General features: G+C 53.9%; 20 protein-coding genes. 11 read left to right on the forward strand and 9 right to left on the reverse strand.

The features are described 5' to 3' along the window. The first annotated feature begins 26 nt into the window (after nt 1-26). The 4 genes from HII33_RS12585 (at nt 27) to HII33_RS12600 (ending at nt 1450) form a co-directional block, all read left to right on the forward strand. A complete protein-coding gene (locus HII33_RS12585) occupies nt 27-494 on the forward strand; it encodes a flavodoxin domain-containing protein (protein WP_179396171.1) in 468 nt (155 codons plus the stop codon). A gap of 22 nt (nt 495-516) precedes the next feature. Then, nucleotides 517-747 (forward strand): hypothetical protein, encoded by a 231-nt coding sequence (locus tag HII33_RS12590; RefSeq protein WP_179396172.1) that lies wholly within the window; start codon nt 517-519, stop codon nt 745-747. A 53-nt stretch (nt 748-800) separates the two neighbouring features. Then, nucleotides 801-980, forward strand: a complete 180-nt coding sequence (locus HII33_RS12595) for a hypothetical protein (RefSeq protein ID WP_179396173.1) — start codon at nt 801-803, stop codon at nt 978-980. 65 nt (nt 981-1045) lie between these two features. Continuing rightward, a complete protein-coding gene (locus HII33_RS12600; protein ID WP_179396174.1) occupies nt 1046-1450 on the forward strand; it encodes a pyridoxamine 5'-phosphate oxidase family protein in 405 nt (134 codons plus the stop codon). Between the two features lie 133 nt (nt 1451-1583). On the opposite strand, the gene HII33_RS13835 is transcribed toward HII33_RS12600, so the two are convergent. The 7 genes from HII33_RS13835 to HII33_RS14015 form a co-directional block, all read right to left on the reverse strand. Beyond that, nucleotides 1584-1904: an SGNH/GDSL hydrolase family protein gene (locus HII33_RS13835; RefSeq protein WP_246287464.1), complete on the reverse strand. Its 321-nt coding sequence runs from the start codon at nt 1902-1904 to the stop codon at nt 1584-1586. 9 nt (nt 1905-1913) lie between these two features. Continuing rightward, the gene (locus HII33_RS13840) at nt 1914-2222 is read right to left on the reverse strand and encodes an SGNH/GDSL hydrolase family protein (protein ID WP_246287466.1); all 309 of its coding nucleotides are present in this window, start codon (nt 2220-2222) and stop codon (nt 1914-1916) included. 142 nt (nt 2223-2364) lie between these two features. Beyond that, nucleotides 2365-3030: a type 1 glutamine amidotransferase gene (locus HII33_RS12610; RefSeq protein ID WP_179396175.1), complete on the reverse strand. Its 666-nt coding sequence runs from the start codon at nt 3028-3030 to the stop codon at nt 2365-2367. Nucleotides 3031-3092: 62 nt separating this feature from the next. After that, a complete protein-coding gene (locus HII33_RS12615; protein WP_179396176.1) occupies nt 3093-3959 on the reverse strand; it encodes an SDR family oxidoreductase in 867 nt (288 codons plus the stop codon). After that, nucleotides 3952-4365, reverse strand: a complete 414-nt coding sequence (locus HII33_RS12620; RefSeq protein ID WP_179396177.1) for a MarR family winged helix-turn-helix transcriptional regulator — start codon at nt 4363-4365, stop codon at nt 3952-3954. Before HII33_RS12620 ends, HII33_RS12615 begins: the two co-directional genes overlap by 8 nt. Before the next feature lie 158 nt (nt 4366-4523). Further along, a complete protein-coding gene (locus tag HII33_RS12625; RefSeq protein ID WP_179396178.1) occupies nt 4524-5642 on the reverse strand; it encodes a tyrosine-type recombinase/integrase in 1119 nt (372 codons plus the stop codon). Between the two features lie 2 nt (nt 5643-5644). Next, on the reverse strand, nt 5645-5893 hold the full coding sequence (locus HII33_RS14015) for a DUF3173 family protein (protein WP_179396179.1): 249 nt from the start codon (nt 5891-5893) through the stop codon (nt 5645-5647). Nucleotides 5894-6126: 233 nt separating this feature from the next. Between HII33_RS14015 and HII33_RS12635 the strand changes: the two genes are divergently transcribed. Continuing rightward, nucleotides 6127-6693 carry a helix-turn-helix domain-containing protein gene (locus HII33_RS12635; protein ID WP_179396180.1) on the forward strand — a complete coding sequence of 189 codons (567 nt, stop codon included), beginning with the start codon at nt 6127-6129 and terminating at the stop codon, nt 6691-6693. A gap of 4 nt (nt 6694-6697) precedes the next feature. Next, a complete protein-coding gene (locus tag HII33_RS12640) occupies nt 6698-9463 on the forward strand; it encodes a class I SAM-dependent DNA methyltransferase (protein ID WP_179396181.1) in 2766 nt (921 codons plus the stop codon). 463 nt (nt 9464-9926) lie between these two features. Here the strand turns inward: HII33_RS12640 and HII33_RS12645 are convergent, their stop codons facing one another. Both HII33_RS12645 and HII33_RS12650 read right to left on the reverse strand, forming a co-directional pair. Continuing rightward, entirely contained in the window at nt 9927-10826 is a 900-nt protein-coding gene (locus tag HII33_RS12645; RefSeq protein ID WP_179394254.1) for an IS3 family transposase, read from the reverse strand. Beyond that, nucleotides 10823-11083: a transposase gene (locus tag HII33_RS12650; protein ID WP_179394255.1), complete on the reverse strand. Its 261-nt coding sequence runs from the start codon at nt 11081-11083 to the stop codon at nt 10823-10825. Before HII33_RS12650 ends, HII33_RS12645 begins: the two co-directional genes overlap by 4 nt. A gap of 186 nt (nt 11084-11269) precedes the next feature. On the opposite strand from HII33_RS12650, the gene HII33_RS12655 reads away from it, so the two are divergent. From HII33_RS12655 to HII33_RS12675, 5 genes are all read left to right on the forward strand, one after another. Next, entirely contained in the window at nt 11270-12217 is a 948-nt protein-coding gene (locus HII33_RS12655) for an ATP-binding protein (RefSeq protein WP_179396182.1), read from the forward strand. 400 nt (nt 12218-12617) lie between these two features. Continuing rightward, nucleotides 12618-13349 carry a 16S rRNA (guanine(527)-N(7))-methyltransferase RsmG gene (rsmG, locus tag HII33_RS12660; RefSeq protein ID WP_179396183.1) on the forward strand — a complete coding sequence of 244 codons (732 nt, stop codon included), beginning with the start codon at nt 12618-12620 and terminating at the stop codon, nt 13347-13349. A gap of 17 nt (nt 13350-13366) precedes the next feature. After that, nucleotides 13367-14251: a nucleoid occlusion protein gene (gene noc, locus HII33_RS12665; RefSeq protein ID WP_179396219.1), complete on the forward strand. Its 885-nt coding sequence runs from the start codon at nt 13367-13369 to the stop codon at nt 14249-14251. Between the two features lie 2 nt (nt 14252-14253). Beyond that, complete coding sequence (locus tag HII33_RS12670; RefSeq protein WP_179396184.1) at nt 14254-15021, forward strand: ParA family protein; 768 nt, start codon at nt 14254-14256, stop codon at nt 15019-15021. Beyond that, nucleotides 15011-15880, forward strand: coding sequence for a ParB/RepB/Spo0J family partition protein (locus HII33_RS12675; protein WP_179396185.1), 870 nt, complete (start codon nt 15011-15013; stop codon nt 15878-15880). Before HII33_RS12670 ends, HII33_RS12675 begins: the two co-directional genes overlap by 11 nt. The last annotated feature ends 5 nt before the right edge of the window (nt 15881-15885 follow it).

The following is a 15885-nucleotide window of genomic DNA, read 5'->3' on the forward strand; positions in this document are numbered from 1 at the left end:
ATAATTGAGGGAGGAAGGTGAACGCAATGAAAGTCTTGATTTTGTACGCATCCATCACGGGCAACGCCAAAGGCATGGCCCGGATCTTGGAACAGTTCTTCGACCACGTCGGGGCGACGGTCACTGTCGGCACGATGCAACAGACGGATGCCGCGACGCTGAACGACTACGATGCGATCATCCTGTCGACCTACACGTGGTCCGGCGGGACGATCCCAGAGGAGGCCGAGGACTTCTTTGGTGATCTGCAAAGCGTTGACTTCAGCGCCGGCCCGCTGGTATTTGGGGTCGTTGGGACCGGCGATCCGTTCTACGGTGAGGACTACAACACGGCGCCAGACCTCTTCACGGCTGCACTGCGCGCAAGCGGGGCTGTCCGCGGCGCGACGACGGTCAAGATCGAGCAGAACGCGACAGACGCGGATATGCCTGCCTTCGCCCAGTTCACCAAGCAGGTCATGGCCAAACTCAAGGAAGTGCACGGGGACGCTTAGCGCCCCAGAAGGGAGCGAGAACATGGACAACACCATCTTTTTCAATCCTGGCGACGCGATCGCCAACGAGTTCGACTATCAGGCGGCTCGCCGTAGCGCCGAGATCTTCAAGGTCCAACACGCGGCGACTGAAGGACTGGTCGTCGCTTCGGACGCTAACGGCAAGTTTGCGGTGTTCTACGAAGCCGCGGCGGTCGAGCCGGATGCTGGCGCGCAGCCAGCCGAGCGATACACGATCTTAGCGCATCTATGACCGACCAAAGACGCCTGACTCAGGCGCCTTTGGTCGCTTAAGGGGGAATGCATATGATGACCAAACGGATCTGGTGGACCGCCGGCCTGTTGGTGCTTCTCGCTGGACTGGGGGCAGGCTGCGCCTGGCTATTGCGGCAGCCGCTACCCAATGTCTGGGGCGTGGGCCTGCTCGGCGTGGTGGCAGGGATCGACCTGGCGTTGATCATCGCGTTGTGGTGGACCAAACGTTAGGGTCGCTTTCTTACTTACTTTTTGATAGAATGTAAGAGATGAGACGAAGAAAGGATCTGATTCTTGTGGCAACATTGACAGATGAGATGCAAGCGATGGTCGCCAACCAACTCAACTTCCTGGCGACCGCGGATGCCCAGGGCAATCCGCAAGTCGGCCCCAAGGGGACCATGCGGGTGCTGGATGCGCACCGCCTGATCTACAACGAAGAGACCGGCAAGCAAGCGTGGGCGAACCTGCAGGCCAGCGGCAAGGTCGCCGTGGCGGTCGTCGATCGGCCTCACTTGAAGGGCTTCCGCTTCGAAGGGACGGTCGAGTTCCACGTCGATGACCAGATCTTCGCGGACGCGGTGGCCTTTGCCGAGGCGCGCCACCTGCCACCGGCGATCGCTGCGGTGGTGATCAACGTTCACCGGATCTACAAGCTCGACGCCGGCCCGACTGCGGGCGACTTGATCGAGGCGGATTAAGAAGCACAATGTGGACTCGCGCATGCGCGGGTCTTTTTTGTGGGCCTTGACCGCTGGTTGGCGGGGTGCGGAACTCAAAAAGCGGGGCCGCCGACTTGTCATTCAAAACAAGTCGACGGCCCCGTCAGCATCACTAGAGCCGGGTCTTGACGTAGGTCACCAGCTTGGCGTACCCCTGATCGTTCACGTGTAGCCCGTCTTTGAAATCAGCTGGATCGACCTGACCGGCCCGGTCCAGCAACGCGTCGAACATGTTGATCAGATGCACATACGTGTACGGGATCATCCGCTGATATTCGGCGAACACCATCCGCAGTGTCGCGTTGCTGCGAAGCGAGTTGCCTTTGGCCTGATAGCCCTGCAGGGATTCCACGCAAGGGATACAGCTCAAGAGGTTGATGCGGCAGTTCGGCAGGTTCAGGTGGATGATCTCGACGATCTCCTTAACGTTCAATGCGATCTGTCACGGGGAGGCCATCGTCGTGTTGCCGAGGTCGTTGGTCCCGACCATCAAGAACACGGTGCTGGGGCGGCATTTCAGCACGCCTTGGTCGATGAAGTGCAGGAGCATGTCGGAGGTGGTCCCGGCGAGGCCGCAGTTATAGGCCGACGGATATTCAGGAAAAAACTTCTTCAGGTCCATGAACTGCGTGAGCGAATCCCCGATAAAGACGACGCCGCCCGGGCGGGCTGTTTGGTTGGCCGCGATCACCTCGGCCATTCGGGCGACAAAGTCGCCGCGCAACTGGAAGCGATTGGTATCGTAAAGCATGTTTTCTCGCATTTTTTTCCTTAGATGATCTCACATGGCCAGGGGCGTTCGCGCTGGCCATCGGATTGATGTGGCTTGACCAGCGGGGCGAGCGCCCCAAAAAGCCCTCGCCGCAATGGCGAGGGCTAGTGGCGTATCTGAGTTAGGCGTTGACGGTGTCGCGGTGGTAGGCGATGATCAGCTGCGCGATACCCTTGGCGATGTTGGCGTTGCGCAGGATCGGTCCGTGGGCGTAGCTGCCGAAGGTGTTCTTGTAGCGCATGCCCTCGACGCCATCGTCAGGGTTGTTGCCATAGCCCTGGATCATCCGGCCCAGCGGCTTGAGCTTGTCGGCGTCGTCGAAGTACGTGCGACCGCTGTGGTTCTCGAAGGCGCGCACGGTGCCGAATTCGGTCTCGAACTCGGTATCGCCGATCATGCGGCTGTCGGCCTTGAACACCGTATGCAGGGGCAGGATACCCAGACCGGGGATGACCGTGCCGGAGGCCGTCTTGTAGTAACTGCCGAGCAGCTGGTAGCCGCCGCAGATCGCGAGCATCGGCTTACCGGCCTCGATGTAGGTACTCAGGGTGTCCTTGAAGCGCGGCAGGTCCTTCGCAACGACGGTCTGCTCGTAGTCCTGCCCACCGCCGAAGAAGACAAAATCATACTGCATCGCGTCGAAGTCGGCGGCCAAGCTGACATTGTCGACGGTGACGGTGTAGCCTTCTTGCTCGAGCCAGTAGCGCAGGATCTTGACATCACCGCTGTCGCCGTAAGTGTTCATCAGGTCCTCATAGAGGTACGCGATCCGGATCGTTTGAGTCATGGTATCGTCCTTTCTGTCCACGCTTAGATAGGGAGATTTTAGCACAGATCGCGCGAACGTGCTCACTGCCCGGCGCGCAGACGGGGCGCGCAGCACTCGCGGGCGAACTGGGTGAACGTGCGGGCCGGGTGGCCGAGCACCTGCGGGAGCGTCGCGGTCACGGCCTTGGCGTTGCCTAGGCGGGTGATGACGTAGAGCATCACCATCACGTTGACGAAGTCTGCAGCCAGGCCGCGCTGGCGCATCGTGCGGCGGAACCGCAGGAGCCCGGGGTGGCTGTAGGTGATCGGCTGCCCGGCGACTTCGGTCAGAATGGCGGCGGCTTGAGTGTAGGTTAGCGCTTCGGGGCCGGTCAGCGTCAACGCCTGGCCGCGGTAGCGGTCGTCTTGTAGCGCGACGGCGGCCGCTTCGGCGATGTCACGGCTGTCGATGAAGCTGGTGCGCGCCCGCCCGGCGGGGATGAAGAGGTCGTGGCGCTGGAACAGGTCCTCGCCGTGAGTGGTGGTCAGGTTCTGCATGAAGAAGCTCGGGCGCAGGAACGTGTACGGCAAGTCGAGTTGCTGGATCAGCTGCTCGATCTTGCGGTGTGGCACCATCGGGTTGTGTTCGACGCCCATCAGCGAGACGAAGACGACCTGCTTGACGCCGTGCTGCTTGGCGGCAGTCAGGAAGGGCAGCATGTCGTGCGCGGGGTCGGCGAGCTGCGGCGGGCGCACGAAGAAGAGCTTGTCGACCCCGGCGAGCGCCGTATCGAAGGTCGTCGGCGTGAGAAAATCAAACGGGACGGTGGCGACACCAAGCGCCTGCATCGCCGCGGGGACGTGCTGATGCACCCCGGCGACGACCGAGACCTCAGGGGTCTGGGTGAGTAGCTGGACGAGCGGCCAGCCGATGTTACCGGTGCTGCCGAGAACGAGGATCTTAGTCATGAGGGGCTCCTTCTAGACTGGCAAGCAGCGCGGTGAGCTGCTCACGTTGACTGAGTGACAGCGGGGTCAGAAATGTCTCGACCACCTGGTCTGCGATCGCCGCGCAGGTGCCATAGGCCGCTTCACCGGCTGGCGTCAGGGCCAGCAGCTTTGCGCGGCGGTCGCCAGGCTTCGGGCGGCTGGTGATCAGGCCCTTGGCGCTTAGGCGTCGCACGACGTCTGAGACCGTGGGTTTGTCGATGTCTAGCGCTTGCACCAGCTCGGCTGCCGTTTGCGGACTGTGCCGGTGCAGGCCGGCGACCAGCGCCCACTGGGTGACAGTGACGTCGTGGTCGGCGAGCGCCCGGTTGAGCGCCGTCTTGAGTTGCTTCGTCAGGGTGATGAGCGTGTAGCCGAGATCTGGCATCGTGGCCTCCTTGAATAGTTCGTGCACGAACGATATTATGCGCGCAGCCGGGGCCGAATGCAAGCTGGTTTCACATGAAACATTTTTAAGCTGACAAACGCTGATTTGTCGGCTTTTTGTTTTATTATGGCACACACTCGGCACACTCTGAAAGATTTTCATTCTGATAGCACTGTGACCAATCCTTCCAGTCGTTTAGAAGCCTCAATGTCACTCTTGGGGTAGAGGTGACCGTAAATCTCTAAAGTCGTCCGCACATCCTTGTGCCCAAGGCGATCTCGAATCACTAACGGATTCTCCCCAAGACTGATTAGCAGTGAGGCGTGCGAGTGCCGCAATGCGTGGGCAGTCACAGTCGGCACTTTAGCCAACTCACCGTAGTCATGGACAATATCATTGATGTAGGTGCTGTTTAGCGGCGCACCGTCTTGGGATAGAACAAACTCCGAGCGGGTCATCAATCGCTGATCTTCGTACCACTCTTCCAAGTAATCAATCGTTTGCTTATCAATACTGATGACTCGCATGCTTTGTCGGTTCTTGGTCTTGCCGAGCTTGTAGTTGTTGACAGACTTGTAGAGCAGCGACTTGTTGATGTCGATTGTGCCAGCCTTTAGATCAACGTCTGTCCAGGTTAATGCTTTCGCTTCACCGGAACGCATGCCGGTCATAAACAAGAACCATAGAATGATGAAATCAAATCGGTGCGTGTAGGTATCCTTGCTGGTTTGCTCAATCACCTTTTGAAATTGATCCTTAGTCCAGAACTCGACTTCATCTTGGCTACGCTTGACGTTACCGACAATCTTAGCCGGGTTCTCCTTCATCAAACTCATTAAGATGGCGCGCTCGAATATTTTACCCAACATGGTATGCGCAACCCGCGTTGTTCCATTGGCATGGTCTTCGAGATAGCCAAGTTGCCATTTCTGAACGTCAAAGGCTGTGATTTTGCTAAGTTTCATTGAATCAAACTGATTGAACGAACGCTCTACCATGCCTTTACGATGTTCATAGGTCTGCTCTTGCACCGTGAATTTGTACCACGGGAAGAAGTACTTGTCACAGAACTCCTTGAACGTAATCGGTGAATTGAACTGCTCGTCCTCAAATTGGGCAACCAGCTTTCGATAGGCTTCCTTTGCGAGCGTTTTGGTTTTGAAACCAGAACAACGCTTCTGGCGGCGCTTGCCCGTCCGCTTGTCAAAGCCAAGGCTGGCTCGAAATCCATATGTGCCGTCTGGTGCTTTCTTGATCAGGTCACTTTCTTTAGTCATTTTTAGTACGCTCCTTTGTTTGACCTTGGGAGCGTGTCTCTCTGTGCTTCAAATAATGGACATCCAAGAATTGCTTCGATTGCGTGGGCAGGGACGCGACGCCTGCCCCGAATTGCATAATAGTTCAGTCCTTGTTCAACGAGATTGGCCTTAGCCATTCGCAGTAACTGTGCCGCCTCGTAATCGCTGAACCCGTGCTCTACCAAGTCTTGGCGACTGATAAACAGCGGCGACTGTGCCGGTAAGGCCATTCGCTCACCTCCTAATTGTGTTGTGGTCTTATCTTGATGGTGCTATTCTATTTTCAAAGAACTAACATCCATTAGCGTAAAACAAACACTTTGGATTTAAACTTAGTGTACCATCCGCGCTGTTAGTTGTAAACATTTATTAGCTTTACATCAAACATTAAATATGCTTAAATATTCCATAAAGAGTTACATTATCGACAAACCCCACGTACCACAACGAAAGAGGTGCCAACATGGCAATCGATTCAGACAGAAATACCATGAAAAAGAAGCGTCAACCCATCACTGGTGTTCAGTTAAAGCTCACAACGGGACAGATTATCGGCCAAAATATTCGCCGACTGCGCAAAGCTAATGGCTACACCCAAAAGCAATTTGCAGAAAAACTCGAGACGATTGAGCAAACTGTTTCTAAGATTGAACGGGGAGTGTTTAGCCCCTCAACAGACAGCCTGATGAATATTTGTACGATCTTTGGGGTCACACCTAATGATCTCATGCTGGATACTAATAAACTTCAAGCCGTGAATGCACAGGTTATTGACCAGCAGGCCGATTCCTTTGTGGCACTGACTAAACACATGACCGAGATCCAACAGCTATTTGCACAGGCTGATAAAGCTCATGACGCGGGTGACGATGCAGACGAGCGGGCAACAATTCAGCGTATCATTGATCTGTATACGCCACGCATTGATGACTTGCGCCGGGTTGCCGAATGGCTCAATGACAATTACTCCACAGAAAGTATGCGGAAAATTGAAGCCGAGTTGCGCGCTAACTTAATGAACGAGGAGTAACGCTATGTTAAGACCAGATGAGCAACGGAAAGCCGCCAGTGCGTTTGTTGAGCGGTGGCAAGATCGTGGTAACGAACGACAGGATAGTCAAACGTTCTGGCTGGACTTGTTGGAGAACGTATATGGCATCGATCAGCCCGGAGAATATATCAGTTTTGAAGATCAAGTCCACCTTGACCACACTAGTTTTATCGATGGCTATATTACCGCAACTAATGTGATGATCGAGCAAAAAGGTCGCATCAAGGACTTACGCAAAGGCATCAAACAGTCCGACGGCACCTTCCTCACGCCATTTCAACAAGCGCAACGTTATGCGATGAATCTACCGTACTCACAGCGTCCCCGCTGGATCATTACCTGTAACTTCACCGAGTTCTATGTCTATGATATGGAACGTCCAGGTGGCGATCCTGCTGTCATCGCTCTGACCGACTTGCCAGAAGAATGCTACCGCTTAGACTTCTTGGTTGACCAAGCGAACCCGCATCTTGAAAAAGAAATGCAAGTTTCCATGCAGGCAGGCGAACTGGTCGGACAAATCTATGACGAGTTGCTTAAGCAATACCGCGATCCGAACTCTGATGACACCCAACGCGCAATCAACCAGCTATCGGTGCGACTGGTGTTCTGTTTGTACGCCGAAGATGCCGGCATCTTCGGTCGGCACGGGATGTTCCATGATTATTTAGCCGACTTCGATACGCGTTTTTTGCGTAACGCGGTGATTGACCTGTTTCGAGTGCTCGATACACCGATTGGTAAGCGCGATCCCTACCTTGATGAGAAACTAGCCGAATTTCCTTATGTGAATGGTGGCATGTTTGCCGATGAAGACATTGAGATTCCGCAGTTTACTGACGAGTTGCGGACGCTCTTGCTTGAACACGCCAGTGCGGATTTTGACTGGTCGCAAATCAGTCCTACTATTTTCGGTGCGGTGTTTGAAAGTACCTTGAATCCTGAGACCCGGCGCCAAGGTGGGATGCATTACACGTCCATTGAGAACATCCACAAGCTGATTGACCCACTGTTCCTAAATGAGTTGCGGACTGAGCTTGAAGACATCAAGAAGCTCAAGCAACCGGCGACGGTCAAGCGACGTGCAGCGGCATTTCAGGATAAACTCGCGGGGCTGACCTTCCTCGATCCAGCCTGTGGTTCGGGGAACTTCTTGACTGAAACCTATTTGTCGTTACGCAAGCTGGAAAACGATGCTATTCGGTTGATTTACGGCGACCAGAATATGCTGGCGTTGGAAAAGCAGATCATCAAGGTCTCAATCCAGCAGTTCTACGGCTTCGAGATCAACGACTTCGCTGTTTCAGTCGGGAAGACGGCGCTGTGGATTGCTGAATCGCAGATGATGGAAGAGACCAAGTCCATTGTTTACACTAATATTGACTTCTTGCCGCTGAAAACCTACACCAACATCACCGAAGGCAATGCCTTACGGTTCAGCTGGTCGGAACTGGTGCCAGCGAACCAACTCAACTACATCATTGGCAATCCGCCTTTCAATGGTGCGCGGCTGATGAGCAAAGTGCAAAAGGAGGATCTTCTTCAGGTGGATTCCCAAATTGACGGTATCGGTAGCTTAGATTATGTAGCTGGTTGGTATCTGAAAGCCGCACAGATCATGCAAGGGCACAGTATTCTCACTGCCTTTGTCTCCACAAACTCTATTACTCAAGGCGAACAGGTAGAGATACTTTGGAAACCAATGCTTGAACGCTACGGTGTACACATTGATTTTGCGTATCGTACGTTCAAATGGACAAGCGAAGCGAAGGAAAAGGCATCAGTATTTTGCGTAATTATTGGTTTCAGTAAGACTGCAACCGGGAGGAAGGTAGTCTATTCAAGTAGCGGACAACCCGAGATTGTTACTCACATCAACCCATACTTGGTTGATGCGCAAGACGCATTTGTAAAAAACAGATCTAAGCCATTATGTAGCGTACCGCCAATTAGCATTGGAAATTTACCCATTGATGGCGGCAACTATTTATTTGAAAAAGATGAAATGGAGAGCTTCATAAAAGCAGAGCCTGAGTCTAAGCGATTCTTCAAACCGTGGTATGGCTCGAGGGAGTTTATCAATCGAAAACCGCGCTATTGCTTATGGGTGGGTGATGCAACTCCCAGCGAATTGCGCAAAATGCCTCATGTGCTGGAACGCATCGAACGTGTGCAGGAATTTAGGTTAGCTAGTACTCGTGCGGCTACTCGAAAACTTGCTGACAAGCCAACCCGATTCCACTTTGAGAACATGCCGACAACCAACTTTCTCGTAATTCCCAAGGTTAGTTCAGAGAAGCGCCGCTATATTCCGATCGGCTACATGACACCAGATAACTTAGCAAGTGATTTGGTCTTCGTTGTACCTGATGCCAACTTGTACGAGTTCGGTGTACTGACGTCCAATGTTCATATGGCATGGATGCGCACCGTTGCGGGGCGGCTCAAGAGTGATTACCGCTATTCAGCTAAGGTTGTTTACAATAACTTCCCGTGGCCTCACGTTACCGCTGACCAACAAGCGAAGATTGCTGAAACTGCTCAACAGATATTGGACGCACGTGCGCTTTACCCAGATAGCTCCTACGCTGATCTATATGATGAGCGGACGATGCCGAGTGAGTTGCGTAAGGCGCACCAGAACAACGATCGCGCAGTTATGCGCGCATACGGTATGGACGTAGCGACCACAACCGAAGGCGACAGTGTGGCGAAGCTCTTTACGCTGTACGCGCACCTAGCCAAGTAGTTGATAACGAAGACGGTGAAGCGTCGAATGTAGGACTATCCTGCTATCCACGTTTCACCGCTTTTTTATAAATGATGAACTGGTGTGCCGGATGAGTATCCGCTGAACCCCTGTTACAATGCGAGTTTGGCGACACCTCAAGATTTCATATTCTGACGAAATGATGGATTGGGTGTGCCATCCACATTTTCACTTTTCACTCAAAATTGCCGGTGCATCAATGTTTCTACCCTGTGTTCGGGCAATTTTGTTTTATTTAGTACCCCCCTGTTAGAGTACTGGGGGTATAGCGGTCGGCTATCGCCGACCGCTGGCACTCACGCTTGCGGCTTTCGCGTTGCACGCCGCGCGTGGTGCCATCCGAGTCCGTTGTATCCAAGTCATGTACAAAGAAGTATGCTATGGATTTAAGTCAAGTTTCGAGACAGTGAATCTATTTGATTTGTGTGTTCCGAGTTTATAGTCAGGCGTTACAATTCAGCGCATGACCATGCCAGTGAGTTATTTCATATTGAACTGGACTCATCATTTCTAGTCCAGAATGGATCCGAGTGCGGTTATACCACTTCTCGATATATTCGAAGATGTTTGTTCGTGCTTGTTCAAAAGTGCGGTAATTCTCTGGGAAAACGTAATGTTCCTCTTTTTTGAATGAGGCATGAAATGACTCGATGATTGCATTATCGTACGGCGTTGCTTTACGACTATACGAGTGCTTAGCGCCGACAGAAATCAGGATTTCTTCGAAGGCAACGCCGGTAAACTGACTGCCAAGATCTGTGTGTACGGTCAATCCTTCAAAGACGTTACGATCAATCAATGCGTTACTAAATGCTTTAATAACTAAGGTTTCGGTCATATCGCGGCCGTACGCAAAACCGACGATACGGCGTGAAAACAAGTCCATGAAGGTACATAAATAAGTCCAACCATCTTTCGCCGTTTGAACGTAAGTAATATCACCGGCCCATTTCTGATTGATAGCTGTTGTACTAAAGTCTTGTGCCAATAGGTTGTTCCGCTCAGCTACTGGATTTGCTGCTGGTGCTGCGCGATATTTTCGGCGAGTGATCGAACGCAATCCTTCTTCACGCATGAGCTTTTGGATCAATTTTTGACCAACGTGGTCCTCCCGTTGTTGGTTGATCATAAAGGTGAGCTTGGGTGCGCCGTATCGGCCTTTTGCGGCTTTATAGGCGACGTGTAGTTGTGCTCGTATTTCTTCCCGACGCTTCTCGGTTGGCGTTTCTTCGTGATTGCAGTAGCGATAATAAGAACCTCGTGGTACGGATAAAGCATCGGTGGCTGTGACGATCGGGAAGTCGTGAGTTTCAATAAAGGCATACAAATCGCGGTTCGTCACTTGCTTTGTTTCGCGAAGATGCCCAAGGCTTTTTTTAGGATCTCATTCTCCTGCTTCATTTGAAGGTATTCGGCTCGCATCTTCGCATATTCTGCACTTGAAGGATCCTTGGTCGATGCTTGTTTATGCTCAGTGAACCATTTGCCCAAAGTTGCGATGGGAACGTCGTAGTCTTTACTTAATTCGCCTGGTCCTTTGCCGGCAGCGTGTAGTTCGATGAGCATGTCTTTGAAATCTTGGTTGTACTTCTTAGCCATAACAGATCCTCCAGTAATCATACTTTGATGTCATTATACTAGATTCACTGTCTCACTTTTGAGGGTAACACCAAGCCCCTCCTCAATAGAGCGTTACAGATTGCGAAGACAACCCCGGAAAATCGAAAACTCATATATGCAATCTTAACACGGTTAGCCATTCGAGATATTACACAAGATTCATTCGTGATGCTGAAACGGTCAGTCGAAAAGTGGTATACAGCAGTATTTGGGAATGAACAACATTCTCAGGCGGCACTAAAGTCGTGGGTTCAAAACTTCTCGAAGATTGAGGGCGAACCACAAATATTGTCGGTAATATCCAGTGCAATCCCTGATAATGGGCCTCAGACTATCGACGAAGTTCTTCAGTGTACGGATGAAGAATATACAATTTCACTTGAAGACATTGAAGAGGGATTTGAAATTGTGTTTGGCGAGGAAGAAGTGCAGGGCAATCGTCGCGTTCGCGCAAATACAGAAACGATGATTAGTCGTTTCAGGAACTTAAAATCGAGATACGGAGATGAAGGTGGCATATTAAACGCCGCACATGGTATGCCGCTTCAAGTTACAGACTGGACAAGTTCTAATAATCATTCAAAATTTGTTGTATTAAATCTAACGGAGTTCGATGATGATGCGTTGCGACTGATTTCAAATTATGTCGTGCGTTCGGCGTTTGAAATGAATTACACTCTAGGCCAAAGTGATCGAAACAGTATGCCCTTTTTCTACCTGTACTTAGATGAGGCACACCGATACGTAAAGACTTCTACTGATGGATCGTCAACCATTTTTGAGCGAATCTCACGAGAAGGTCGGAAGTTTAATGTTTATTTGGGTATTATTAGTCAGATTCCAAGTGAGCTTTCTAGAGTTGTCCTATCTCAAACCGGAGCATTCTTCATTCATCGAATTCAGAATTCAACAGACTTGGATTTTATTTTGCATAACGTACCTTCAGCTACTCAGTCTCTGGTGTCAAGACTTCCAAGCCTAAGAGCAGGCACTGCGCTTTTATCAGGAAACGCGGTTGAAATTCCATTTGAATTAACTATTGATGCTGGTAATTACGCAATCGCATCATCCTCAATCTCACCTCTCAATGACAGCAGTGATCAACTAAGGTAAACAGTAATACCCTAAGCCAATTTAAACGCTTAGGGTATTTTCTTTAACATAGAAGGTCTATTCTTGGATGAAGTCGTGGCACAGAGATGGCACACTTCAAAGCATTTTCGTTGTTTTTCGACGGTTTTAGCTCTGTTAAAACGCCGCAAACTCGCTATTCTTGCCTCAACCAATATGAGGACTTGTTTTCACGTGAAACAAAAAATCTGGTCACCGGACCACGACTGGGGCCAGCCAGCTTACTGCGGGCGGGCCGGCGGTGGGCACCGACTGGGCGGACTGGTGGTGACATTCAGTTGTGAGCAGGGCCAATTTACGTTAAACTAGACACGAACGTGAAACGGGTTTCTGTTTCACAAAGACCGTGTCGCCCAGGGCGACACCAAGGAGGTTGACCGGCATGGATGAACGCCAATTCGCCGCGGCACTGGCGGCGCAGGGATTGCCCCACGCCCCGGCGCAACTGACCCAGTTCAAGCAGTACTATTCGGACTTGGTCGAGGCCAACGAGAAGATGAACCTGACGGCGATCACCGAAGAAGGCGAGGTCTACCTCAAGCACTTCTGGGATTCGATCCTGCTGACGCAGGCCGCGCCGCAGGTGGCGACGCCTGGCCTCAAGCTGTGTGACGTCGGCGCTGGAGCCGGATTTCCGTCGCTGCCGGTGAAGCTCCTGTATCCCGAGTTGGACGTGACGATCGTGGATTCTTTGAACAAGCGCATCGGGTTTTTGTCCGCTTTGAGCGCACACTTGGGCCTCAAGGACGTGCATCTGTTCCACGACCGCGCCGAGTTGTTTGCCGGCAAGAAGAGCCCGCACCGCGAGGCCTATGACTTGGCGACCGCGCGCGCCGTCGCGCCGCTGAACGTGTTGGCGGAGCTGTGCTTGCCGCTGGTCCGAGTCGGCGGGCAGTTCGTCGCGATGAAGGGCAGTCGGGGTGAAAGTGAGCTCGCGCAGGCCAAGTCGGCGATCGCCCAGCTCGGTGGCGAAGTGATTCAGACGATCGACCTGACGCTTCCGGAGACGGGCGATCCGCGGTCGCTGGTCGTGGTCGCGAAGGTCAAGGCGACGCCTAAGCAGTTTCCGCGCAAGCCGGGCACGCCGAGCAAGGCGCCGCTCGGGGCGCATTGAGTTGATAGGAGGGCAGCATCGTGGCATTGTTTTTTAATAAGAAAAAACCGCAGACACCGGCGGACACCCACACGGTGATCCAAGAGTTACCGTTGACGGCGATCGTGCCGAACCGCTTCCAGCCGCGCAAGGTGTTCACCGACCAGGCGATCCAGGAGCTGGCGGAGACGATTCAGGCGCACGGGCTGCTTCAGCCGATGGTGGTGCGCGAGTACGCGCCGTCGCAATACGAGATCATCGCCGGGGAGCGCCGCTTCCGCGCGATGCAGTCGCTTCACATGGAGACGGCGCCGGCGATCGTGCAGACCATGACGGATGAGGAATCCGCGGCGATGGCGCTGATCGAGAACTTGCAGCGCGAGGGGCTGTCAGCGATCGAAGAGGCGCAGGCCTATGTCGAGCTGATGAAGCTCAACCAGCTGACACAGCAGGCACTGGCCAAGCAGCTGGGCAAAAGCCAGTCCTTCGTCGCCAACAAGCTGCGTCTGTTGAAGCTGTCCCAGCCGGTCCAAGACGCGATCATGGCCGGCGAGCTGACGGAGCGCCACGGGCGTGAGCTGCTCAAGGCCGACGACTACCAGCAGCAGATCCTGTTGCACGAGATCCTGACCGACGAGCTGACGGTCAAAGAGACGCATGAAGCGGTCGCCCGGATGCTGGATCCGCAGCCTGAGCCGGAAGCGGCACCGGCGGACCCGGACGAGCAGGCGTCGGCGGCTAAGTCGAGACCCAAGGCGGCCAAGCGCAAGATGATCCAGACGCACGACACGCGCATGGCGCTCAACACGCTGCGCCAGTCCGTGCAGTTGATCCAAAAAAGCGGCATGAAAGCGGCGATCCAGGAAGACGAAACGGCCGATGCCTACCGCTTTATCGTTGAGATCCCGAAGGAGAAGAGGTAACTATGGTGCATGTGATCGCTGTTGCGAACCAAAAAGGTGGCGTTGGCAAGACGACCACCACGATCAACCTGGGCGCGTGTCTCGCGACTGCTGGCAAGCGTGTCTTGATCGTCGACGCCGATGCGCAGGGCAACGCGACTTCCGGTCTGGGGGTCTCGAAGGCTGAGGTCGGCAAGGATATCTACGATGTGCTGGTCAACGAGGATCCGATCCAAGAGGCGATCATCAAGACCAAGCACGAGCGGCTGTCGATCGTCCCGGCGACGATCCAGCTGGCCGGCGCCGAGATCGAGCTGACGAACCAGATGGCCCGCGAGATGCGGCTGAAGCTGGGGTTGGCCGCGGTCGAAGCCGACTACGATTACATCTTGGTCGACTGCCCGCCGTCTCTGGGGCAGCTGTCGATCAACGCGTTCACCGCCGCGAACTCGATCCTGATCCCGGTCCAAAGCGAGTACTACGCGCTGGAAGGGTTGAGCCAGCTGCTCAACACCGTGCGTCTGGTGCAGAAACACTTCAACCCCACCCTCAGCATCGAAGGGGTGCTCTTGACCATGTACGATCGGCGCACGAACCTTGGCGCGCAGGTGATCGACGAGGTCAAGAAGTACTTCGGGGAGAAGGTCTACACCACCATCATTCCGCGCATCACGCGGCTGGCCGAGGCGCCGAGCTACGGGATGCCGATCATCGATTACGATCCTAAGTCCAAAGGGGCCGAAGTGTACACGGAACTCGCAAAGGAAGTGTTAGCTGCTCATGGTGAATAAGAATAATAAGGGCCTTGGCCGCGGCATCGAGGCGATCTTCAAGGACTTCGAGAGCCCGGACGTCGAGCTCGCGAACGTGGAAGAGCTGCCGCTAGAAGAGATCCGGCCCAACCCGTATCAGCCGCGCAAGCAGTTCGACGAAGCGGCACTGAACGACCTGGCGGCCTCGATCGCCCAGACCGGGGTATTTCAGCCGATCATCGTGCGCCACAGCGTGACCGGCTACGAGATCATCACCGGCGAGCGCCGCTTCCGTGCGTCCAAGCTGGCGGGCAAGACGACCATCCCGGCGATCGTGCGCACCTTCGACGACCCGGCGATGATGGAGATCGCGGTGCTGGAGAACCTGCAGCGCGAGGACCTCACGCCGCTGGATGAGGCCCAGGCCTACGATACGCTGATCCAGAAGCTCAACTTGACCCAAGCCGAGGTCTCCAAGCGCCTGGGCAAGAGCCGGCCGTACATTGCCAACTACCTGCGCCTGCTGACGCTACCACCAGAGGTCAAGAAGTTGCTCGACACGAAGCAACTCTCGATGGGCCAGGCGCGCACGCTGCTTAGTCTGAAGGACAAGAAGCGGCTGGTCCCGCTGGCCAAGAAGACGGTCAGTGACAACCTGACGGTGCGTCAGCTGGAACACCTGATCGCTCAGATGAACGCGGGCACCAAGCCGGCCAAGGCCAAGGAACCGGTGAAGTCGCCCTACTTGCGCGCCAGTGAGAACCAGCTGGGCGACAAGTTCGGCACCAAGGTCAGCATCGCCCAAAGCGCTAAGGGCAAAGGTAAGATCGAGATCGATTTTACCACCGCCCAGGACCTCAACCGGATCCTCGCGCTGCTGGACGTCAACCTGGACTAGGAGGG

The sequence above is a fragment of the Lacticaseibacillus absianus genome (assembly GCF_013407595.1).
In the GTDB taxonomy this organism is placed as follows: Bacteria; Bacillota; Bacilli; order Lactobacillales; family Lactobacillaceae; genus Lacticaseibacillus; species Lacticaseibacillus absianus.